The sequence below is a fragment of the Bacteroides mediterraneensis genome, assembly GCF_025993685.1.
Lineage (GTDB): Bacteria > Bacteroidota > Bacteroidia > Bacteroidales > Bacteroidaceae > Phocaeicola > Phocaeicola mediterraneensis_A.
Genome location: NZ_DAJPEN010000001.1, coordinates 3,046,748 through 3,067,166, shown reverse-complemented (window position 1 = coordinate 3,067,166; position 20,419 = coordinate 3,046,748). Strand labels below are relative to the sequence as shown.

At 45.0% G+C, this 20,419-nt stretch carries 21 protein-coding genes; 16 read left to right on the top strand and 5 right to left on the bottom strand.

Annotated elements, in window-relative coordinates; genetic code table 11:
- Positions 1–302: 302 nt before the first annotated feature.
- Positions 303–1,619 carry a tRNA (N(6)-L-threonylcarbamoyladenosine(37)-C(2))-methylthiotransferase MtaB gene (gene mtaB, locus OIM59_RS13210; RefSeq protein ID WP_299171364.1) on the top strand — a complete coding sequence of 439 codons (1,317 nt, stop codon included), beginning with the start codon at positions 303–305 and terminating at the stop codon, positions 1,617–1,619.
- Positions 1,616–2,647 carry a glycosyltransferase family 2 protein gene (locus tag OIM59_RS13205; protein ID WP_299171368.1) on the top strand — a complete coding sequence of 344 codons (1,032 nt, stop codon included), beginning with the start codon at positions 1,616–1,618 and terminating at the stop codon, positions 2,645–2,647. The genes mtaB and OIM59_RS13205 overlap by 4 nt, the downstream gene beginning before the upstream one ends.
- On the opposite strand, the gene OIM59_RS13200 is transcribed toward OIM59_RS13205, so the two are convergent.
- Genes OIM59_RS13200 through OIM59_RS13180 form a run of 5 tightly spaced genes read right to left on the bottom strand, consistent with a single transcriptional unit; the run spans position 2,644 to position 5,454 of the window.
- Entirely contained in the window at positions 2,644–3,231 is a 588-nt protein-coding gene (locus OIM59_RS13200) for a Maf-like protein (protein WP_299171370.1), read from the bottom strand. The two genes, OIM59_RS13205 and OIM59_RS13200, sit on opposite strands and share 4 nt — an antisense overlap.
- A gap of 22 nt (positions 3,232–3,253) precedes the next feature.
- Positions 3,254–3,772, bottom strand: coding sequence for an HAD family hydrolase (locus tag OIM59_RS13195; protein WP_299171373.1), 519 nt, complete (start codon positions 3,770–3,772; stop codon positions 3,254–3,256).
- A gap of 10 nt (positions 3,773–3,782) precedes the next feature.
- Positions 3,783–4,586, bottom strand: coding sequence for a Rossmann-like and DUF2520 domain-containing protein (locus OIM59_RS13190; RefSeq protein ID WP_299171375.1), 804 nt, complete (start codon positions 4,584–4,586; stop codon positions 3,783–3,785).
- Complete coding sequence (locus OIM59_RS13185) at positions 4,583–4,918, bottom strand: hypothetical protein (protein WP_299171378.1); 336 nt, start codon at positions 4,916–4,918, stop codon at positions 4,583–4,585. The genes OIM59_RS13190 and OIM59_RS13185 overlap by 4 nt, the downstream gene beginning before the upstream one ends.
- Entirely contained in the window at positions 4,918–5,454 is a 537-nt protein-coding gene (locus OIM59_RS13180; protein ID WP_299171380.1) for a nitroreductase family protein, read from the bottom strand. Before OIM59_RS13180 ends, OIM59_RS13185 begins: the two co-directional genes overlap by 1 nt.
- Positions 5,455–5,529: 75 nt before the next feature.
- On the opposite strand from OIM59_RS13180, the gene OIM59_RS13175 reads away from it, so the two are divergent.
- The 14 genes from OIM59_RS13175 to OIM59_RS13110 all read left to right on the top strand — a co-directional run bounded on the left by OIM59_RS13175 (position 5,530) and on the right by OIM59_RS13110 (position 20,416).
- Positions 5,530–6,498, top strand: coding sequence for a GNAT family N-acetyltransferase (locus tag OIM59_RS13175; protein WP_299171382.1), 969 nt, complete (start codon positions 5,530–5,532; stop codon positions 6,496–6,498).
- A gap of 162 nt (positions 6,499–6,660) precedes the next feature.
- On the top strand, positions 6,661–7,065 hold the full coding sequence (gene mce, locus OIM59_RS13170) for a methylmalonyl-CoA epimerase (RefSeq protein WP_299171385.1): 405 nt from the start codon (positions 6,661–6,663) through the stop codon (positions 7,063–7,065).
- 47 nt (positions 7,066–7,112) lie between these two features.
- Positions 7,113–8,666, top strand: coding sequence for an acyl-CoA carboxylase subunit beta (locus OIM59_RS13165; RefSeq protein ID WP_072543351.1), 1,554 nt, complete (start codon positions 7,113–7,115; stop codon positions 8,664–8,666).
- Between the two features lie 25 nt (positions 8,667–8,691).
- On the top strand, positions 8,692–9,621 hold the full coding sequence (locus tag OIM59_RS13160; RefSeq protein ID WP_299171486.1) for an OadG family transporter subunit: 930 nt from the start codon (positions 8,692–8,694) through the stop codon (positions 9,619–9,621).
- Positions 9,622–9,642: 21 nt separating this feature from the next.
- Positions 9,643–10,071, top strand: a complete 429-nt coding sequence (locus OIM59_RS13155) for a biotin/lipoyl-containing protein (protein WP_288354699.1) — start codon at positions 9,643–9,645, stop codon at positions 10,069–10,071.
- A 2-nt stretch (positions 10,072–10,073) separates the two neighbouring features.
- Positions 10,074–11,234 carry a sodium ion-translocating decarboxylase subunit beta gene (locus tag OIM59_RS13150; protein ID WP_072543350.1) on the top strand — a complete coding sequence of 387 codons (1,161 nt, stop codon included), beginning with the start codon at positions 10,074–10,076 and terminating at the stop codon, positions 11,232–11,234.
- A 390-nt stretch (positions 11,235–11,624) separates the two neighbouring features.
- A complete protein-coding gene (locus OIM59_RS13145) occupies positions 11,625–12,104 on the top strand; it encodes an RNA polymerase sigma factor (protein ID WP_299171393.1) in 480 nt (159 codons plus the stop codon).
- A 12-nt stretch (positions 12,105–12,116) separates the two neighbouring features.
- Positions 12,117–12,701, top strand: a complete 585-nt coding sequence (locus OIM59_RS13140) for a hypothetical protein (RefSeq protein WP_299171395.1) — start codon at positions 12,117–12,119, stop codon at positions 12,699–12,701.
- A gap of 531 nt (positions 12,702–13,232) precedes the next feature.
- The gene (locus OIM59_RS13135; RefSeq protein ID WP_299171397.1) at positions 13,233–14,597 is read left to right on the top strand and encodes a hypothetical protein; all 1,365 of its coding nucleotides are present in this window, start codon (positions 13,233–13,235) and stop codon (positions 14,595–14,597) included.
- 30 nt (positions 14,598–14,627) lie between these two features.
- Positions 14,628–15,809: an imelysin family protein gene (locus tag OIM59_RS13130; protein WP_299171399.1), complete on the top strand. Its 1,182-nt coding sequence runs from the start codon at positions 14,628–14,630 to the stop codon at positions 15,807–15,809.
- A gap of 27 nt (positions 15,810–15,836) precedes the next feature.
- Positions 15,837–17,264: a di-heme oxidoredictase family protein gene (locus OIM59_RS13125; protein ID WP_299171402.1), complete on the top strand. Its 1,428-nt coding sequence runs from the start codon at positions 15,837–15,839 to the stop codon at positions 17,262–17,264.
- A 25-nt stretch (positions 17,265–17,289) separates the two neighbouring features.
- Positions 17,290–18,504, top strand: coding sequence for a porin (locus OIM59_RS13120; RefSeq protein ID WP_299171404.1), 1,215 nt, complete (start codon positions 17,290–17,292; stop codon positions 18,502–18,504).
- 12 nt (positions 18,505–18,516) lie between these two features.
- Complete coding sequence (locus tag OIM59_RS13115; protein WP_299171406.1) at positions 18,517–19,239, top strand: hypothetical protein; 723 nt, start codon at positions 18,517–18,519, stop codon at positions 19,237–19,239.
- A gap of 19 nt (positions 19,240–19,258) precedes the next feature.
- The gene (locus tag OIM59_RS13110) at positions 19,259–20,416 is read left to right on the top strand and encodes a Rid family hydrolase (RefSeq protein WP_299171409.1); all 1,158 of its coding nucleotides are present in this window, start codon (positions 19,259–19,261) and stop codon (positions 20,414–20,416) included.
- Positions 20,417–20,419: the final 3 nt, after the last annotated feature.

Here is a 20,419-nt window from a genome sequence, read left to right as displayed (position 1 = left end):
TCTTTGCTTTTTAATCTGTAATACTTATGTTGTTTTCTTAAAACGTTGCAAAGATATAGACTTTTCTGATACGTTGTTCACTTTTAGGCGATTTTTTTTCAAAAAAATATGTTTTAAAACTTATCTCCCTGAATGATAATGTGTTGCAAAACATGTTATTTTATTTCTTAATTTGATAATTTTTCCAGTAAAGCCCGAAAAGTCTCCAAAAACTTCTAATTAGGGAGTCAATCCATACAAACTCGTTTCAAGAGTCGTGAATTATATGTAACTTTGCAGACTTCTAAAATGATAAAAGAGATATGATTGATACAACTATTTTTCAGGATAAAGTAGCTGTTTATTATACGCTGGGTTGTAAATTGAATTTTGCCGAAACGTCTTCCATCGGTAAGACTTTGAAAGAAGCAGGAGTTCGCACAGCCCGGAAAGGTGAGAAAGCAGATATTTGTGTGATCAATACCTGTTCGGTAACGGAGATGGCTGACAAAAAATGCCGTCAAGCCATTCATCGTCTTTCCCGTCAGCATCCCGAAGCATTTATTGTGGTGACCGGATGTTATGCACAATTAAAGCCGGGACAGGTGGCTGAGATAGAAGGGGTTGATTTGGTGTTAGGTGCTGAACAGAAAGGTGAACTTATGAAATATTTGGGTAATCTGGAAAAGCATGCCCACGGTGAGTCGGTTGTTACTGCCACGAAAGATATCCGTACTTTTTCACCTTCTTGTTCACGCGGTGACCGTACCCGCTATTTTTTAAAGGTACAGGATGGTTGTGATTATTTCTGTTCTTACTGTACAATTCCTTTTGCCCGTGGGCGGAGCCGGAACGGGAAGATTGAAGACTTGGTGGCACAGGCTCGTCAGGCGGCAGCAGAAGGTGGAAAAGAAATTGTGTTGACAGGAGTGAACATTGGCGACTTTGGAAAAACTACTGGAGAAACCTTTTTCGATTTGGTGAAGGCGCTGGATGAGGTGGAAGGAATTGAGCGTTATCGTATCTCTTCTATCGAACCTAATCTGTTGACGGATGACATCATTGAGTATGTAGCTTGTTCCCATCGTTTCATGCCTCATTTCCATATTCCTTTGCAGTCTGGTTGCGATGAAGTGCTGAAGTTGATGCGTCGCCGTTATGATACCGCTTTGTTTGCAGAGAAGGTAGCTAAAATCAAGTCCTTGATGCCTGATGCTTTTATTGGTGTGGATGTGATTGTGGGAACGCGGGGAGAAACTCCTGAATATTTTGAACGTGCGTATGAGTTTATCAAAAGCTTGGATGTGACACAGTTGCACGTGTTCAGCTATTCCGAGCGCCTCGGTACACAGGCTTTAAAAATAGACTATGTAGTTCCTGCGTCTGAGAAGCATGCCAGAAGTCAGCGTCTGCTTGAGTTATCGGATGAGAAAACCAAGGCTTTTTATGCCCGTCATATAGGACAGGAGGCTGAAGTGTTGATGGAAAAATCCAAGGCAGGTACACCTATGCACGGTTTCACGAAAAACTATATCCGGGTTGAATTGGCCCACGATGAGAAGCTGGACAATCATCTGGTGAAAGTACGTTTAGGGGATTTCAATGAAGACGAAACCTCGCTTAAAGGAACAATTTTATGATAAAGACAGCAGTGGTCATCTTGAACTGGAACGGCGAAGCGATGCTTCGTCAGTTCCTTCCGTCGGTAGTTGCCGGTTCCTGTGAGGAAGAAACAGTGGTGTATGTAGCAGACAATGCGTCTACCGATGATTCGTGTGCGGTGGTGGAAAAAGAATTTCCTTCTGTACATTTGATACGTTTGGACAAAAACTACGGTTTTGCTGAGGGATATAACCGGGCTTTACAGCGAGTTGAGGCCGAATATGTGGTTTTGTTGAATAGTGATGTAGAGGTGACTGAAGGTTGGCTTCAGGATATGGTGGCTTATATGGATACTCATCCGGATACTGCTGCTTGTCAGCCTAAAATTCTGTCTTATCGTCATCGAAACATGTTTGAATACGCCGGTGCCGGGGGCGGGTTTATAGACCGTTACGGATATCCTTTCTGTCGTGGACGGGTATTCGATGCAGTAGAAGAGGATAGAGGGCAGTATGATGAAATTGTCCCAGTGTTTTGGGCTACCGGAGCAGCGTTGATGATTCGCTTGGAGGTCTATCGTAAGGTGGGAGGCCTGGATGCTCGCTTCTTTGCCCACATGGAAGAAATTGACTTGTGCTGGCGCTTGCGTAGCCGGGGATATCAGTTGGTCTGTGTCCCTTCGAGTACGGTATATCATGTGGGAGGAGCCACTCTGAAGAAAGACAATCCTCGGAAAACCTTTCTGAATTTCCGGAATAATCTGCTGATGCTGTATAAAAATTTGCCGGAAGAAGAGCTGGCTCCAGTGATGCGCATACGGACTTTCTTGGATTATTGTGCGGCTCTTGTCTGGCTGCTGAAAGGTGACTGGGCCAATGTAAAAGCCGTGCGTGAGGCCAGACGAGAATTTCACAGTCTCCGTCCTCAGTTTGTAGCAGACCGTCAGCAGAACTTGGCACAGACTGTATTGAAAATGATTCCTGAACGATATGCTTTTAGTCTTGTCTGGCAGGCAAAAGTAAAGGGCCGAAAAACCTTTTCAGCCCTTTTATGCCAGTTTCATTAAAGCTTTTTGAGTTCCTGATACAGGCGCTGTACCGGAAGTCCCATGACATTGAAATACGATCCATCCAGTTTCGATACACCTACAAAGCCAATCCATTCTTGTACTCCGTAGGCGCCTGCTTTGTCTAGTGGATGGTATTTCTCTACATAAAAGTCAATTTCATCTTCAGTCAGCACATCGAAGGTGACTTGTGTCACAGCCGAGAACGTGCGCTGTGTTTCTCGAGTGGTCAGACACACGCCAGTGATTACCTGATGGGTGTCGCCGGAAAGTTCCCGTAGCATTTCTTTGGCTTCTTCCAGTGATTTAGGCTTGCCTAATACTTTCCCGTGGATATATACTACTGTATCTGCTGTGATAATCAGTTCATCCTCTCCTATGGAATTGCGATAGGCATCCGCTTTTTTGCGTGAGATGTACATGGGGATTTCCTCTCCTTCCAAATTGTCTGGATAACTTTCGTCGATTCCCGGCAGCACCTTTACTGTGTAGTTTACGTTCAGTCCGCTCAACAGTTCCCGTCGGCGTGGAGAATTGGAAGCCAATACAATTTTATAGTGCTGAATATTTTCCAATGGTCTCATATTTCTGTCAGTTTTTTAATAATTACCATCCGAAAGCGGCCTGTCCTGCCATCCATTTTCCCTGTGCTTTCAGTACCTGTTCGATGACATCCCGTCCGCAACCATATCCGCCTTTGCAGTGAGAAATATATTTACTGATGGCTTTGATTTCCGGAGCAGCGTCGGCCGGGCAGCAAGGCAGTCCTACCAGTTGCATCACTTCGTAGTCGGGAATATCGTCACCCATGTAAAGTACTTCTTCCGGTTTCAGGTTATATTTAGTCAGCAGTTCCTTGTATTCGCGGGTCTTTATGGCAGCTCCTAGGTAGACATCCTTGATGCCCAGTCCCTCGTAACGTTTGCGGACAGCTTCCGTTTTTCCACCTGTGATGATGGCTACATGCAGGCCACATTTCACGGCCAGCTGAAGGGCGTATCCGTCTTTGATGTCGACAGAGCGCATCGGCTCTCCATCCGGGTGCAGGAAGATGGTTTCTGCACTCAATACTCCGTCCACGTCGAAGAACAGAGCTTTTATTTTCGTTAAATCGTAGTTAATCATATAGAGAATCTTATTTCTGTTTTTCATTTTCATATTGGTGGATATGCTGGCTCAGCAGTTGGTAGATTTTTGCCAGTTGTGGTTCTTCTTCCTTCAGCATGTCCAGATGGCGGTGGATGACATTCTCGTCATACCGTCGGGCTGGGCCTGTCTGCGCTTCGACGGGTGGCAGCTTGTGTACTTTCCGGGCTGTCTCGTCAATCAGGGGGAGCATAGTTTCAAAAGGCAATTGATGAGTCGTGAGCAGGTGTTCGCAAATGGCATACATGTGGTTGCTGAAGTTGCAGGCAAATACGGCTGCGATGTGCAGGTATTTCCGTTGTGCAGAAGTGGCTTCATACACCTTGGGACTCAAACTTTCGGCAATCTCCCGGAGCTGCGAAAGGTTTTCAGTCGAGTTGGCTTCGATGAAGAAGGGTACTTCTTCGATGCGCACTTCTCGTTGTTTGCTGAAAGTTTGCATGGGATACGCCACACCATAGTTTTTCTGTTTCCCTTCCCACACCTCCATAGGCATGCTTCCGGCCGTGTGCAGGTAGAGTGCGTCGGGATTGCAATGGGCCAGTTGGTCAATGACTGTTTCCAATACAGCATCCTTGACTGAGACAATGTAGACATCCGCTTGTTCATAAACTTGTGCCAGTTGGTTTGTCCATTTGCATCCTAGTATGTCGGCCAACGTACGGGCTGAGTTTTCGGTTCGGCTGTATACCTGCTGTAATCGGAAGCCTTTTTGTTGCAAGGCTTTTGAAATATGGGTCGCTACGTTACCGGCCCCGATACATACAATCGATTTCTTTTTTGTGTTCATCATCCGCGTGAAGATAAGAAATATAACAGGATTCCGATGATTAGCAGTACGGCAGGCAGCAGGAAGGTTGACATTTGTCCCAGCAGAGAAATTACCAGGCCGATGTTTTGTATCAGCCAGATACCTAACAGAATAAGACCTACCGACTTGTCACTTTTGAACCATAGGAAAATCACGGCAGCATAGAGCAGCATGGTATCCTTCTGCATCATCCACGGCAATCCGATGTGACCAAACCCTACCCATTTGTCAATCAGATAGAGTAGTCCCGTCAGTACGAGGAAAACGGCGGTAGCCCGGTACGTATCCTTGTGTTTACCTGTTGCTGTAGCCATTATTTCCCTCCGTATTTATTGATGTGTACCTTTTCCCATTGCAGGTGTGACTCGTCGAAAGGCTTGCGCTCCATGCCTTTGTGGCCTATGGCGATGAGGGAAAGTACTTGTAACTGCAGGGGGAGGTCCAGTAGTTCATGGATATATTCATTGGCAGGCACACCGTTGGCTGTGAAGCGTTCTCTGACTTGTATCCAGCAGCTTCCCAGTCCTAAATCTTCGGCTTGCAGCTGTATCATGACAGAAGCAATGGAGGCATCTTCGATCCAGACGTCACTTGCAAGCGGGTCGGCTGTAACTACAATGGCTATAGCGGCATCTTTTACAAAGGCAGCTCCCGATTCCTTGCAGAGAGACAGCTTTTCCAACATGTCTTTGTCGTCGATGACAATAAACTGCCAGCAGTTGGAGCGCTTGGAAGAGGGAGACATCAGCGCAGCTTTCAATAGCGTGAGCACCTGGTCCTGGGTAAGTTCCTCACCCGTGAATTTACGCATGCTTCGTCTGTTTCTGATTAAATCACTGAAGTTTTTCATAAAAAATAAATTTGTGTGGACAAATATAAGGCTTCCCAGTTAAATCCTCAATAAAAAAATGTAAATTTGCATGGCATGAGCATCCGTTTAGCTACATATTATCACGCTAAGGATGTGCCCGACTTGCCGGGTTCCAACATCTTTCATTCTACCGAGCTGTTTCATGTACTGGAACAGACGAATGGATACTGCCCACGTTTGCTGGTGGCCTACGAAGGGGAAACTCCTATTGGGAAATTATTGTGTATCTTACGTAGAAGTACACGTCTATGTCGTTTTGTAAAGAAAGGCTATGCGTATGGAGTGGGTGAATATTTCCCGTCTTCTTACCGGAAAGAAGAGATTTTTCGGGAGTTGCTGTCGTATTTCACCATTCAATTTTCTGAACGGGCTTTTATACTGGAGTTTCGCAATTTGGAAGAGCCTTTGTTTGGATATCGTTATTTCCGTCGGAACGGTTATTTTCCAGTCCGCTGGCTTCGGGTACGCAATTCTCTCCACCATGATTCCTTGGATAAATGGATGAGTGCTTCCCGTAAAAAGCAAATCAGCCATGGATTGAAGAATGGGGCAGTCATCGACGTCGCACGTACGGAAGAAGAGCTCAATGCTTTTTTCAGTATGCTCAAGCGTTATTATTCCCCCAAGATTCACCGTTATTTACCGGATATAGGATTTTTCAGTACCTTATTGGAGTATTCTTCCCATTGTGGAAAGATTTTTATCGTGCGTTATAAAGACAAGATTATCGGGGGCTCCGTATGTCTGTTTTCGGGGAGTGATGCTTATCTTTTGTTTTCCGGAGGGATGCGGAAAAGTTATCCTTTGCAGTATCCAGGTGTGCTGGCTGTATGGGGAGCTATTTTGTATGCCCGTACACAAGGGTGCGATCATTTTGAGTTCATTGATGCCGGTCTGCCTTTTAAAAAATATGGGTATCGCGACTTCATTCTGCGTTTCGGAGGAAAGCAGATGAGCAGCCGTCGTTGGTTTCATGTGCGTTGGGGATGGCTCAACCGGTTACTCACCAAAATCTATGTATAGCTGTTGGGAGGGAAGACATAAATGGATTAAGCTCTCTTTAAACAACGGGTATTCTTTGAAAAAATCGTCAAAAAGTTTCTTTTTTCACCGCAATTTTCTTTTCTTTGTCTGTGTGTATCTGAGACACAACTTTAAATTAATACCCATAAAAACAATTCTATTATGAAAATCTCTCACATTGAACATTTGGGCATAGCGGTCAAAAGTATTGAAGAAGCCCTTCCTTATTATGAAAACGTCCTCGGATTGAAATGCTATAACATAGAAACCGTAGAAGACCAGAAGGTAAAGACTGCTTTTTTGAAATGTGGTGACACAAAAATCGAATTATTGGAACCGACGGGCCCGGACAGTACCATAGCCAAGTTTATTGAAAACCGCGGGATGGGCGTGCATCATGTGGCTTTTGCCATAGAAGACGGTGTGGCAAATGCTTTGACGCAGGCTGAAGAAGCAGGAGTCCGTTTGATTGACAAGGTTCCCCGTAAAGGAGCAGAAGGATTGCATATTGCTTTCCTGCACCCGAAATCAACCATGGGGGTATTGACAGAACTTTGTGAAAAATAACCCGGAAGAAACCTCTTTTTTATTTTATCCATATAAAGACTAATACCATGAGTAACCAACTTGAAAAAGTAAAAGAACTGATAGAGCTTCGTGCGCAGGCTCGTCTGGGTGGAGGCACGAAAGCCATCGACAAACAACATGATAAAGGAAAGTACACTGCACGTGAACGTATAGCCATGCTCCTTGATGAAGGAAGTTTTGAAGAAATGGATATGTTTGTGCAGCATCGCTGTACTAATTTTGGAATGGACAAGAAGCATTATTTGGGAGACGGCGTCGTAACCGGTTACGGGACTATCGAAGGCCGTCTGGTTTATGTTTTTGCCCAGGATTTCACGGTTTCTGCCGGTTCCTTGTCTGAAACCATGTCGTTGAAAATCTGTAAGGTGATGGATATGGCCATGAAGATGGGGGCGCCATGTATCGGATTGAACGATTCTGGTGGTGCCCGTATCCAGGAAGGTATTAATGCTTTGGCAGGTTATGCGGAAATTTTCCAGCGCAATATCCTGGCTTCGGGAGTGATTCCGCAGATTTCCGGTATCTTCGGTCCTTGTGCAGGAGGTGCGGTGTATTCTCCGGCCTTGACAGACTTCACCTTGATGATGGAAGGTACTTCTTACATGTTTCTTACCGGACCGAAGGTAGTCAAGACGGTGACAGGTGAGGATGTGTCACAGGAAGATTTGGGAGGTGCCAGCGTGCATTCCACTCGCTCGGGCGTGACGCATTTCACGGCTGCTACCGAAGAAGAGGGCTTGGCTTTGATTCGCAAATTGTTGAGTTATATCCCGCAGAACAACTTGGAAGAGCCTCCTTATGTAGACTGTATGGATCCGATTGATCGCCTGGAAGATTCGCTCAACGAAATTATCCCGGACAGTCCGAACAAGGCATACGATATGTACGAAGTAATCGGTGCTATTGTCGATAATGGAGAGTTTCTCGAAGTGCAACGTGATTTTGCCAAGAACATCATTATTGGTTTTGCCCGCTTCAACGGACAGTCGGTCGGTATCGTAGCCAACCAGCCGAAGTTCCTGGCCGGAGTACTCGATTGCAATGCATCCCGTAAAGCCGCTCGTTTCGTCCGTTTCTGTGATGCTTTCAACATTCCTATCGTATCGTTGGTGGATGTGCCGGGCTTCCTGCCGGGCACGGGACAAGAATACAATGCCGTTATTCTGCACGGAGCCAAACTGTTGTATGCCTATGGAGAGGCTACCGTACCGAAAGTAACGGTTACTCTTCGCAAGTCGTATGGAGGTTCTCACATTGTGATGAGCTGTAAGCAGCTGCGTGGCGATATGAATTATGCATGGCCTACTGCCGAAATTGCTGTAATGGGTGGAGCCGGTGCTGTAGAGGTGCTGTATGCCAAGGAAGCCAAGGAAGCTCCCGACCCGAAAGCCTTTATGGCAGAAAAGGAAGCCGAATACACGAAGTTGTTTGCCAACCCGTATAATGCAGCTAAGTATGGCTATATTGATGATGTCATTGAGCCGCGTAACACGCGTTTCCGCATTATCCGCGCCTTGCAGCAGTTGCAGACCAAGAAACTGACCAATCCGGCCAAGAAACACGGTAATATTCCTTTGTAATAGTAACTAAAAAACGACGATAATGATGAAAATACATAAAAGCGGAATATTTCTGGCCTTGTTGCTGCTGGTCGGTTTGTCGTCCTGTAAGGAACAGAACACCACTTCCAAATTGCTTATCAATGAGGTGCTGGTGAATAATGAAACCAACTTTCAGGACGATTATGGCGTACATAGCAGTTGGGTGGAAATATTCAACCGAGCATACAGTAGTGCTGATTTGGCCGGATGCTATCTGAAAGTAAGCAGTCAGCCGGGTGATACCGTTTCTTATTTTATTCCGAAAGGGGATGTGTTGACTTTACTGAAACCTCGTCAGCATGCCTTGTTTTGGGCTGATGGTGCGCCGAGAAGAGGAACGTTTCATACAAATTTTGTTTTGAGCAAGACACAAGACAACTGGATTGGCTTGTATGATTCAGGTAAGAAGCTGTTGGATGAAGTGGTCGTTCCAGCAGGGATACTCCAGGCTGACCAGTCGTATGCGCGGGTGGGCGATGGTTCTGCTGAATGGGAAGTAAAAGGTGGAAGCGAGGATAAATACGTAACTCCGAGTACCAACAATCAGACCATTGAAAGCAACCCGAAGATGGAAAAATTCGAACGACATGATCCGGTAGGTATCGGTATGGCTATTTCAGCCATGAGTGTAGTGTTCTGCGGACTGATTTTGCTGTACTTGTGCTTCAAGTTTGTGGGTAAGTTGGCTGTCAAGTTGCGTAAACGCAATGCGATGAAGGCCCAGAATGTGACCGACAAGCAGGAGGCAAAGGAACGTAAACTGGGTGAAGCTCCGGGTGAAGTGATTGCCGCCATTTCCATGGCTTTGCATGAAGCGCAGGGAGCCGATCACGATGTGGAAGAAACCATTCTGACCATCAGTCGGGTGAAACGAAGCTATTCACCGTGGAGTTCCAAAATTTATACCTTGCGTGAGACTCCTCATAAGAAATAACCTCTAAAGAAAAAGATAACCATGAAAGAATACAGATATAAAATCAACGGAAATCTTTATAAGGTGACCGTGGGAGACATAGAAGACAACAATGTACATGTAGAAGTGAATGGAACGGCCTATACCGTAGAACTGGAGAAAAAGGCCGGTCCGAAAATCAAGCCGGTAGTCCGTACGGCGGCTACTACTCCGGCTGCTCCTCCTCCTGCCGTAAGCCGTCCGGTAGTAGCAGGAAGCAAATCGGGTATCAAGTCTCCGCTTCCGGGTGTCATTCTGGAAATCAAAGTGAAAGAAGGAGATGCCGTGAAACGTGGGCAGACGCTGCTCGTACTTGAAGCCATGAAGATGGAAAACGACATCAAAGCCGACCGTGACGGTAAGGTGACTGCCATCAAGGTGAGCAAAGGAGAATCAATACTCGAAGGTACAGACCTGATAATCATTGAATAATTATGGGAGAATTTGCTAGTTTTTTACAGAATAACCTGGCCGATTTCTGGACCTATACCGGCTTTCATAACGCCACCATCCAACATGTGGTGATGATTCTGGTCGGTATCTTTTTCATTTATCTGGCTGTGGCAAAAGAGTTTGAGCCGATGTTGCTGATTCCCATCGGCTTCGGTATCCTGATTGGTAACATTCCCTTCAATATGGAAGCCGGACTGAAAGTCGGGCTTTACGAGGAAGGGTCCGTCTTGAATATTTTGTACCAGGGAGTGACTTCCGGCTGGTATCCGCCCCTCATCTTCCTGGGTATCGGGGCCATGACCGATTTTTCGGCCCTGATATCCAATCCGAAGCTGATGCTGATTGGGGCGGCAGCACAGTTTGGTATCTTTGGAGCTTACATGATTGCTCTTGCGTGGGGATTCGACCCGATGCAGGCAGGAGCCATCGGTATCATTGGTGGTGCCGACGGTCCGACAGCTATCTTCCTTTCGTCCAAGCTGGCGCCTAACCTGATGGGAGCCATCGCTGTGTCGGCCTATTCCTACATGGCCCTTGTACCGGTGATACAGCCGCCTATCATGCGTTTGCTTACTACTAAGAAGGAAAGGCTGATTCGTATGAAAGCGCCGCGTGCTGTATCCCATACAGAGAAAGTGATGTTCCCGATTGTAGGCTTGTTACTGACCTGCTTCCTGGTACCGTCCGGTTTGCCTTTGCTGGGTATGCTGTTCTTCGGTAACTTGTTGAAGGAAAGTGGCGTGACCCGCCGTCTGGCTGAAACCGCCCGTGGTCCGCTGATTGATACCATCACTATTCTGTTGGGACTTACTGTGGGAGCTTCCACTCAGGCTTCTGAATTCCTGACTGTAGATTCCTTGAAGATTTTCGGTTTGGGTGCTTTGTCATTCGTGATTGCTACCGCTTCCGGTGTGATTTTCGTGAAGATATTCAACTTGATTCTTCCCAAGAACGATAAAATCAATCCGCTTATCGGTAATGCCGGTGTGTCTGCAGTGCCCGACTCTGCCCGCATCTCGCAGGTAGTAGGGTTGGAATACGATCCGAGCAACTATCTGCTGATGCATGCTATGGGTCCGAACGTGGCCGGTGTCATCGGTTCGGCGGTAGCTGCCGGTATTTTGCTGGGATTTTTGATTTAAAAAATCGTCATAGCACAAGAAAGAGGGATGCATTCAACCATGCGTCCCTTTTCTGTTTTTGTATGGGGCAAGTAGGGATGATTCTCTTTTCTCCCATTCATTTTGGCAAAGCGTCTTTATGAATATACCTCGATACATTCGTGCGGAGACCTCGTCGCGTTGCTGATGAGACCTCGTTACGTTCGTGTCAAGATGTCGTCACGTTCGTGACGAGGTAAGCTTGAATGTTCCCTTGAGAAAATTGAGAACAGTTGTTGTAAAACAAGCATATTATTGGGATAACTTTGTACCAGCTTTCGCATTTCCATATTTTCTTTTAAAAAGTTTCTACTTTTGTGTAGTTTTTCTGATGGTCTAAGCGTCTGATGGTCAAAAACAAATTCATACGATATGAAAACATTGGATACTGCATTTGCACAAATGGTCAAAGAGCATAAGAACACCATTTATACGGTGTGTTTTATGTTCTCGAAGGATACTGATGAAGTAAGCGATCTTTTTCAGGAAGTGCTTATTAATCTTTGGAAAGGATATGGTTCTTTCAAGAATCTCAGTAACGTCAATACATGGATATGGAAAGTGAGTTTCAATACCTGCATTTCATGCGAAAGGAGAAAGAAAAGGCGTGCTGTTGTTCCTTTGACCATGGATATCAATCTATTTGAAGATAAAGATGAAAGTTCAAAGCAGATTCGTCTGCTATATGACCGTATTCATCGGCTGAATCCTTTTGATCGTGCCATTGTTTTGTTGTGGCTGGAAAATATGAGTTATGAAGAAATCGGTGCTATTGTCGGAATTTCGACCAAAAATGTATCTGTACGTTTGTATCGTATCAAGGAGGAGTTGAAAAAAATGTCGAACCATTAAAAATGTGCTATTATGGAAAATTATGCAGATAAATTTGAATTAGACGAGATGAAGCAACAGATTCAGTTGCTGAAGGACAAGCTGGCTAAAGAAATCATCGTTAGTGAAAAGTTGCTTAAAAACTCTACGCAGGACAAAGTTGCCTATATTAATCGTAAGAAAAGGTTTATCTATTTTTTGATAGGTTTTGCATTGGTGTATTGCAATACATTTTTCTTACTGATGGGATATTCGTGGATTTTCTGTGTCTTTACTTCTGTGTTTTTGATTATAGCCGGAATTTATCAGCGATATAGTCATAAGGGTATCAGTATTGATTGCATTTCAACGGACAACTTGTTGGATATCAGCAGGGCATTGGTACGAATGAACCAACTGAACTTGAGATGGCTTTATTTCGGCATTCCGTTTGCTTTGTGTTGGATTGTATGGTTTATGTTGGAAAGCTATCCGAAAGTAGGAGGTGAAATGATATGTTACGGCGGTAGTGTCGGCTTTGTATTGGGTGCTGTCGGAGGAATTTTACACTGTGTTCATGTGCGTCGTAAAGCCCAAGAGGCTGTTCGTGACATTGAAGAATATACCATAGATAATTGAGTAATTACTGGTTGGTTCTTGTTGTATCTGTTTTTGAAAAATAGAGGCCATTCCAATTTTGTTTTGTGCTGCCTCCAAAAAGTTTTGTGTTTAACTTTTGGGGGCAGTTTAAATTGAGATAATGTTCATTTTGTACGGGTAGGTCGAAGGTGATTTCATTTTGTTTCATTCATTTCTTCAAAGCGTTTTCATGAAAATATCTTGTCATATTTATGCCGGGGTAAGTTGGTCTCTATGTTCTAGTGAATGTCTCAATTTAATAAATGAATTGGGGCTGGACTGGTATATTGGGATTAGTCTCTTTTAGGTATATAATGGAGGATTATAGGGAGAAGTTTAAAAGGATAATTATCCACCGATTTATTCTATGTTTCTATAAACCAGCAATATAAAGATGTCCTGATTTATGTAAAAATTAAGTTGGATATATACTGAGAAATGAGTAGGTTTTGCTTGTTGTTTTCGTAATTTTTAGGTATTGATAAGCTTTTTTGGGTAGTTTACCTTTGCGATGTTCAAAATCGCAGAGAAATGAAAAAAAAAGTTAGTTTATTTTTTACTGCTCTTTGTTGTATTGCGGGAGCTGCTTCAGCTAGTGAAGTTGATTCGGTGCAGGTAGCTGGAGAATATGTGAAAACAGCGATACAGAAGCAACGTGTGGACAAAGACGGATATACCCGCTTTCGTGTAGGAGGGTATGGAGAGGCTGTGGCCAGTTTCAAGGATTATGGTATTAATCGCTATTATGGAAATCCGGACGGGAATACCCGTGACCATCGGAATACGATTTCCATTCCACGTTTTGTTTTGGCTTTTGATTATAAGTTTACTCCTAAATGGATTTTGGGAGCGGAGATAGAATTTGAATCCGGAGGAGTAGGTACGGCTATGGAACTTGAAAACTCAGAGAACGGCGAGTATGAGACCGAAATGGAAAAAGGAGGAGAAGTGGCCTTGGAACAGTTTCATATTACCCGTCTGATTCATCCGGCTTTCAACGTGCGGGCCGGGCATATCATAGTGCCTGTGGGGCTGACCAATGCGCATCATGAGCCGATTAATTTTTTTGGAACAGTGCGTCCGGAAGGAGAAACGACGATTCTCCCTTCCACTTGGCATGAGACCGGGATTGAGTTTTTCGGTACGTTGGGGAAAGGATATACTACGTTTGATTATCAGGTATTGGTCGTAGCTGGTTTGAATGCGAATGGTTTCGACCGGAATACATGGATAGGCAGTGGCAAGCAAGGTCTTTTTGAGGAAGACAACTTCAACTCTCCCGGTTATGTGGTTCGATTGGACTACCGAGGAGTGCAGGGACTGCGTGTGGGAGGTTCTTTCTATTATTGTGCCAATACTGCCGGCAATTCTGATAAACCGGACTTTTATGAAGGCCGGAAAGCTCCGCTGCGAATTTATTCGGGCGACTTGCAGTATAAGAATGATTACGTGACGTTGCGTGCCAATGTGGTGTATGGAAATTTGACGAATTCCAAGTTTATCAGTAGTAAAAATGTCCGTCTGTCGAACAATGCTTCTTATAGTCGGGTGGTACCAGTGGCAAAAAATGCAGCCAGTTATGCCGGAGAAGTAGGTGTCAATCTGCGTTCCATATTTAATCATAATTTCAAGGTTCCTGTAATCTATCCGTTTGTCCGCTATGAGTACTATAATCCACAGGAGAAGGGAGAAGTGGGACAAACTATGGACTTGCGTAATAAAGTCAGCATGTGGGTGGCTGGACTGAACTGGTTTGCGTTGCCGAATCTGGTGGTAAAGGCGGACTATACCACTCGCCAGATTGGTACAGGAAAGATGTTTGGTACAGGCCCTTATACCAGCGAAAATGAATTTTCCATCGGACTGGCATACGTAGGCTGGTTCTTCAAAAAATGAATCTGTTAAATCCTAAAAATGGTTATGAATATGAAAAAGAATTTCTTTTATGCCGCAGCCTTTGCGTTAGGCTTGGTTTTTGTTTCAACCGCGTGCAGTAACAATGATGCTCCTCAGCCAGAACCGATTGATGTAGCCGATATAGATTATACATTGGAAAATGCTGCCAGTTGGAATAATTACATGAAAGCCGTAGTAACTCTGCTCCGTAAGGATGCTTCCGATTTGTATGATTATTGGGCGGTGTCTTACAAAGGAGGGGAAAGCTATGCCACGACTTTTAAAAACCACGGTGCTCCGTATAATAGTGCAGGTTCGTGCGTGCAACAGGTGATAGATGGTTGTGTGGATATCGCCAATGAAGTAGGGGAGACAAAAATCGGTGATCCTTATTCCAAATATCAGGCAGGAAACGTGACCGAAGCACTATATGCTGTAGAGTCGTGGTACAGCTGGCATTCACGTGAGGACTATTCCAATAACATTGTATCCATTTGTAATGCGTTTTGTGGAGTACGTAGCGAGTCGTTGATTAGTGGGGCTACAATCGATAAGAGTCAGGTGGCTGAAAAGTCGTTGTACACAGCGTTGGTAAACGACGGGCAACAGGAACTGGCCGACAATACCTTGACAGCTATCAAGAATGCTTATGATAAAATTCTGGCCATACCTCAGCCTTTCCGTAATCATATCAATAGTGAACAGAGTCTGGTTGCACAGGAAGCTTGCAGTGAGTTGAGTGTATTGCTGAAAAATCGGTTGAAGCCAGCTTGTGATGCATTATCTGAAAGTGTATTGAGTCCGGTGGTAGAGAATTATGTAGATGTAGTGGTGTTGCCTACTTATGCTGATTTGAGGACAAAGGCTGGTACGTTGTATGAGAAAGTGAATGCGTTGGCTGCCAATCCGACTAATCAGGCTTTTAAGGATGCATGTGATGCCTGGATTACGGCTCGTGAGCCTTGGGAAATGAGTGAGGCGTTTTTGTTTGGTCCTGTAGCCGACCAGGGACTGGATCCGAATATGGACAGCTGGCCGCTTGACCAGGCAGCCATTGTAAATATTTTGAATTCGGGAGATTACAGTCAGATGGAATGGAGCGGTGACTATTCGGAAGATAGTGAAAGCATTTCTGCTGCACAGAATGTACGTGGCTTCCATACACTGGAATTTCTGTTGTTCAAAGACGGACAAGCTCGTACGGTGGATTGAAACTGGTTATAATTAGATGAAAGAAGAATGAGGAGGATTTTGAAGTTTTTATTCTATGGTTTTTTGCCTGTCGCTTTGTGGGGGTGTCACAAGGAAGGCATTGACCAGCAATATGTGGAAGTACCGGATGGATATGCGTTGTCCGCCGGTACGGCTACCAATTTTCTAGCCTCGTCGAAAGCATACGATTTTGAAGCTCCATGGGTTTCAGGAATCTATAGTACCCGTTTTAATGACGGTGATGGATTGTATGACGATGTACGTACCAGTAGCAATCAGGACGGTGGACTGGGACCGGTTTATGCCGGATATTCTTGTGGTAGTTGTCACCGGAACGCGGGGCGTACCAAACCGACATTATGGAGTGACGGTGGTTCGGGAAATTACGGTTTTTCTTCCATGCTGGTGTATATTACTCGAAAGAATGGAGCTTTTTTTCAGAACTATGGGCGTGTGTTGCACGATCAGGCTATCTACGGAGTCAAACCGGAAGGAAAACTTTCGGTGAAATATAATTATCAGACCTTTGAATTTCCTGATGGAGAAACGTATGAGCTTTGCAAGCCGACTTATACCATTACGGAATGGTATGCCGACAGCATTCGTCCGGAAGATTTGTTCTGTTCTGTCCGTATTCCGTTGCGTCATGTAGGGATGGGGCAGATGATGGCACTCGACCAGACGGAGATTGAAGCTTTGGCAGCCAAAAGCAATTATCCGGAATATGGTATTAGTGGGAGGTGTAATTACATCAGTGAGCGTGGCGTGACTCGTTTGGGACTTTCAGGCAACAAGGCACAGCATGCCGACCTGACGGTAGAACTGGGATTTTCAAGTGACATGGGAGTGACCAACAGCCGTTATCCAGAAGAAATCTGCGAAGGACAGATACAGATGGATCAGGGAAGTATGATGGGACTCTCGTACGACCAGTTGGATGTGTCGACGGAGGATATGGAAGATGTGGACCTGTACATGCATTGTCTGGGGGTACCGGCCCGTCGGAATGTGAACGATGTGCAGGTACAGAAAGGTGAGCAGAAATTCTATGAGGCAAAGTGCCACCTTTGCCATGTCACTACTTTGCACACAAAGACAAGAGGAGCTACTTTACTGAATGGTACTGAATTGCCGTGGTTAGGTAACCAAACCATTCATCCTTATTCTGATTTTTTGTTGCACGACATGGGGTCAGAAATTATGGGTGTAGGGTTGAACGACAATTATGTGAGTGGACTAGCTCGCGGAAATGAATGGCGTACGACTCCTTTGTGGGGCATTGGCTTGCAGGAAGTGGTGAACGGTCATACGTATTTCCTGCACGATGGTCGTGCCCGTAATCTGGTGGAAGCCATCATGTGGCATGGAGGAGAGGCAGAAGCCTCGAAAAATCTGTTCAAAAGTATGAGTAAGGAAGACCGTGATGCGCTGATTGCGTTTTTGAATTCACTTTAATTTTTAGAACTGAAACGAACGATTTATGAAAAGAATAATGATTGCGATGTGTCTGGCTGCCATGATGCCACTGGCAGTTTTGGCACAGCATGAAGAGGATACGGAAAACGGTGTTGTGTCGCTGGCCGGGAGAGAGGGATTTACCATCGCTTCGAAAAAGGGCGACTTTGTGTTCAAACCTTATCTGCTGGTACAGACCAGTGCAAACTTCAACTGGTATGACGATGAAGGGCTTGATAAGGCATATAATCAGGATAATGTGGCCAATTCTGGATTTGCTATTCCTTATGCGGTATTGGGATTTACAGGGAAGGCTTTTGGAAGGGTATCTTTCAATCTTTCACTTAATGCGGCAGCTACAGGGGCAGCATTGTTGCAGCAGGCATGGTTTGATGTGGAATTGAAGAAACAGTTTTCCATTCGTGTCGGAAAGTTCAAGACACCTTTTTCACACGGCTATCTGACTACTTTAGGAGAAACATTGATGCCTTCTCTGCCGCTTTCGTTGACCTCCTCTGTAATCTTGCCTTATTCGTTGAATGCCGTAACTCCCAATATTGGTACGGGATTCGATTTGGGGGTAGAAGTCCACGGCTTGTTAGCTGACAGATTTGGATATGAAGTGGGACTTTTCAATGGAACGGGTATATCGGTCAATACGGCAGGGAAGACATTCAGCGATGATTGGCACATTCCTTCCTTACTGTATGCCGGACGGTTTACTTATATGCCGAAAGGCGTGATGCCTTCCACGCAAGGTAATCCCAATCGCTTGAAAGAAGATAAGCTGATGCTGGGTGTATCTACTTCGTTGAATGTAGAAAGTGAGAATGAAAGTACGAACGATTATCGTGCCGGATTAGAGTTTGCCATGTTGAAAAGAAGACTGTATCTGGGTGCGGAGTTGTATTATATGCGTGTTGGTTTTACCGGGCGTCAGAAAATTGATGAGGTTTATCATTACCTGGGAGGATATGTGCAGGGAGGTTATTTTGTGACATCCCGTTTGCAGGCTACGGCTCGCTATGATTTTTTCAATCGTAACGGGATGGATACAAATGGATTTATGAATATGCCAGCAGTAGGAGTGAACTATTTCTTCAGGGGATGTAACCTGAAATTGCAGGCTATGTACCAGTTTGTGGGACGCTGGGGACACGATACACAGTTGGACCGCGATAATGATGATTTGGGAATTGCTACCCATAGCGCTACGGTACTGCTTCAGTACACATTCTAAGAAAAAATAAGTATGAGAAAAAATACGTTTCTATGGATACTTTGGGTGGCTGTTTCCGGATGGCTGACTGCTTGTGATGAGGGGCGAATTTATGATACTGTCTCTGTTACAGCAGAAGGGGGGCGTACGGTAAAGTTTATCGGAAAGGTATCCGGCATTGAGAGTTGGCCTTCAGGCTATACGGTGGCAGTGGCTGGTTTTGATGCAAATAGTGAATATGCCCTGACTTCTGCCAATGTGATGCCTTCTCAGGCTGGAGAAGATGGAACGATTCAGGTCGTGATGTCGGGAGTGACGGCTGAGGTGACACAGGTAGAATTGTGTGTCATTAACCGTATCCGCGAGCGGGTTGTTACTTTTGTTAAGGTAGACTGTTCGGAAGTGACGGAAGATACCATCCGTCTGGAGGTAGGTGAGCAGTCGGTAGGCATGTTTCAAGCTATTCAGGAGCATGTGTTCGATTCTCGGTGTGTAAACTGTCACGGAGGAAGTACATCTGCGGCTGCCGGTCTGTTTCTGACTGAAGGAAAAAGTTACGGACAATTGGTCGACGTGTCCTCTTCTGTACAACCAGACTGGAAGAGGGTAGTACCGGAAGATGCTGAGCATAGTTTTCTGCACCTGGTGTTGAACGAGAATGGGCATGTGCACCACGACCACCAGGATATTCTTTCAGCAGAACCTGTATTATTAAATTTGATAGACGACTGGATAACTGGAGGCGCAAAGCCTTGATAGATAAATTAGATTGATTATGAGCCACAAACAACAACGAATTCACAAGTTACAAGAAAAGACTTTAGTCGAAATTTCATGTTTTAAACAAGAGGAAGGGGTGAATGAATATCAAGTCATGATTCATGTCATCCGGCCTTCCTTGACATATAAAGAACAATTGGATGCGGTACTCGATACATATTATGCTTTGTTGGAAAACGAATTGAAGGGAGCGGTTGCCGTGTTCAAACGCTATTTTTTGAGTGATGCGGCCAATCAGGCCGACTGGTTAGCAGCGCAAGTGCCTGAGAGTACGACCTGCGCCTGCTCCATAGTAGAACAGCCGCCTTTGGATGGTAGTAAGATTGCCATGTGGGTATATTTACAGTCGGAAATGCAGAGTGGTTCTCTAGAAAACGGTTTGTTTGAAGTTTCGCATGGTAGTTATCGGCATTTATGGGGCGGAACGGCTTGCAATCGTGCGGCCAATTCGGAGTACCAGACCCGTTTGTTGCTGAATGATTATATTCTGCAGCTGATTGCACGGGGAGGACATTTGGCTGAAAATTGTATTCGGACCTGGTTTTTCGTGCAAAATATCGATGTGAATTATGCTGGGGTAGTTAAGGCCCGTAATGAGGTATTTGTCACTCAGGGGCTTACTCCACAGACGCATTATATTGCAAGTACAGGGATTGGCGGACGTCATGCTGAAGCTGGAATTTTGGTGCAGATGGATACGTATGCCGTATTGGGGCTTTGCAAGGAACAAATACACTATTTATATGCACGCGATTACTTGAATCCGACTTATGAGTACGGAGTGAGTTTTGAACGCGGAACGTATGTGGATTATGGAGACCGTCGTCAAGTTTTCATTTCTGGTACGGCCAGTATTGACCGGAATGGGGATATTGTCTTTCCGGGTGATATTCGTCGGCAAACTGAACGGATGTGGCACAACGTGGAAGCCTTGCTTGAAGAGGCAGAGATGTCGTTTGAGGATGTCGCACAAATGTTGGTGTATTTACGTGATGGGGCAGATTATGTGACGGTACGTGAGATGTTCGACCAACGTTTTCCAGAAATTCCGAAAGTGATTTTGCTGGCCCCGGTTTGCCGTCCAGGTTGGCTCATCGAAATGGAATGTATGGGTACAAAAGCACTGAAAAACACGCTTTATCCTGATTTCTGAGGT

Coding starts and splice junctions, on each gene's coding strand:
- mtaB (WP_299171364.1), top strand. CDS start 303: ATGATTGATACAACTATTTTTCAGGATAAAGTAGCTGTTTATTATACG.
- OIM59_RS13205 (WP_299171368.1), top strand. CDS start 1,616: ATGATAAAGACAGCAGTGGTCATCTTGAACTGGAACGGCGAAGCGATG.
- OIM59_RS13200 (WP_299171370.1), bottom strand. CDS start 3,231: ATGAGACCATTGGAAAATATTCAGCACTATAAAATTGTATTGGCTTCC.
- OIM59_RS13195 (WP_299171373.1), bottom strand. CDS start 3,772: ATGATTAACTACGATTTAACGAAAATAAAAGCTCTGTTCTTCGACGTG.
- OIM59_RS13190 (WP_299171375.1), bottom strand. CDS start 4,586: ATGATGAACACAAAAAAGAAATCGATTGTATGTATCGGGGCCGGTAAC.
- OIM59_RS13185 (WP_299171378.1), bottom strand. CDS start 4,918: ATGGCTACAGCAACAGGTAAACACAAGGATACGTACCGGGCTACCGCC.
- OIM59_RS13180 (WP_299171380.1), bottom strand. CDS start 5,454: ATGAAAAACTTCAGTGATTTAATCAGAAACAGACGAAGCATGCGTAAA.
- OIM59_RS13175 (WP_299171382.1), top strand. CDS start 5,530: ATGAGCATCCGTTTAGCTACATATTATCACGCTAAGGATGTGCCCGAC.
- mce (WP_299171385.1), top strand. CDS start 6,661: ATGAAAATCTCTCACATTGAACATTTGGGCATAGCGGTCAAAAGTATT.
- OIM59_RS13165 (WP_072543351.1), top strand. CDS start 7,113: ATGAGTAACCAACTTGAAAAAGTAAAAGAACTGATAGAGCTTCGTGCG.
- OIM59_RS13160 (WP_299171486.1), top strand. CDS start 8,692: ATGAAAATACATAAAAGCGGAATATTTCTGGCCTTGTTGCTGCTGGTC.
- OIM59_RS13155 (WP_288354699.1), top strand. CDS start 9,643: ATGAAAGAATACAGATATAAAATCAACGGAAATCTTTATAAGGTGACC.
- OIM59_RS13150 (WP_072543350.1), top strand. CDS start 10,074: ATGGGAGAATTTGCTAGTTTTTTACAGAATAACCTGGCCGATTTCTGG.
- OIM59_RS13145 (WP_299171393.1), top strand. CDS start 11,625: ATGAAAACATTGGATACTGCATTTGCACAAATGGTCAAAGAGCATAAG.
- OIM59_RS13140 (WP_299171395.1), top strand. CDS start 12,117: ATGGAAAATTATGCAGATAAATTTGAATTAGACGAGATGAAGCAACAG.
- OIM59_RS13135 (WP_299171397.1), top strand. CDS start 13,233: ATGAAAAAAAAAGTTAGTTTATTTTTTACTGCTCTTTGTTGTATTGCG.
- OIM59_RS13130 (WP_299171399.1), top strand. CDS start 14,628: ATGAAAAAGAATTTCTTTTATGCCGCAGCCTTTGCGTTAGGCTTGGTT.
- OIM59_RS13125 (WP_299171402.1), top strand. CDS start 15,837: ATGAGGAGGATTTTGAAGTTTTTATTCTATGGTTTTTTGCCTGTCGCT.
- OIM59_RS13120 (WP_299171404.1), top strand. CDS start 17,290: ATGAAAAGAATAATGATTGCGATGTGTCTGGCTGCCATGATGCCACTG.
- OIM59_RS13115 (WP_299171406.1), top strand. CDS start 18,517: ATGAGAAAAAATACGTTTCTATGGATACTTTGGGTGGCTGTTTCCGGA.
- OIM59_RS13110 (WP_299171409.1), top strand. CDS start 19,259: ATGAGCCACAAACAACAACGAATTCACAAGTTACAAGAAAAGACTTTA.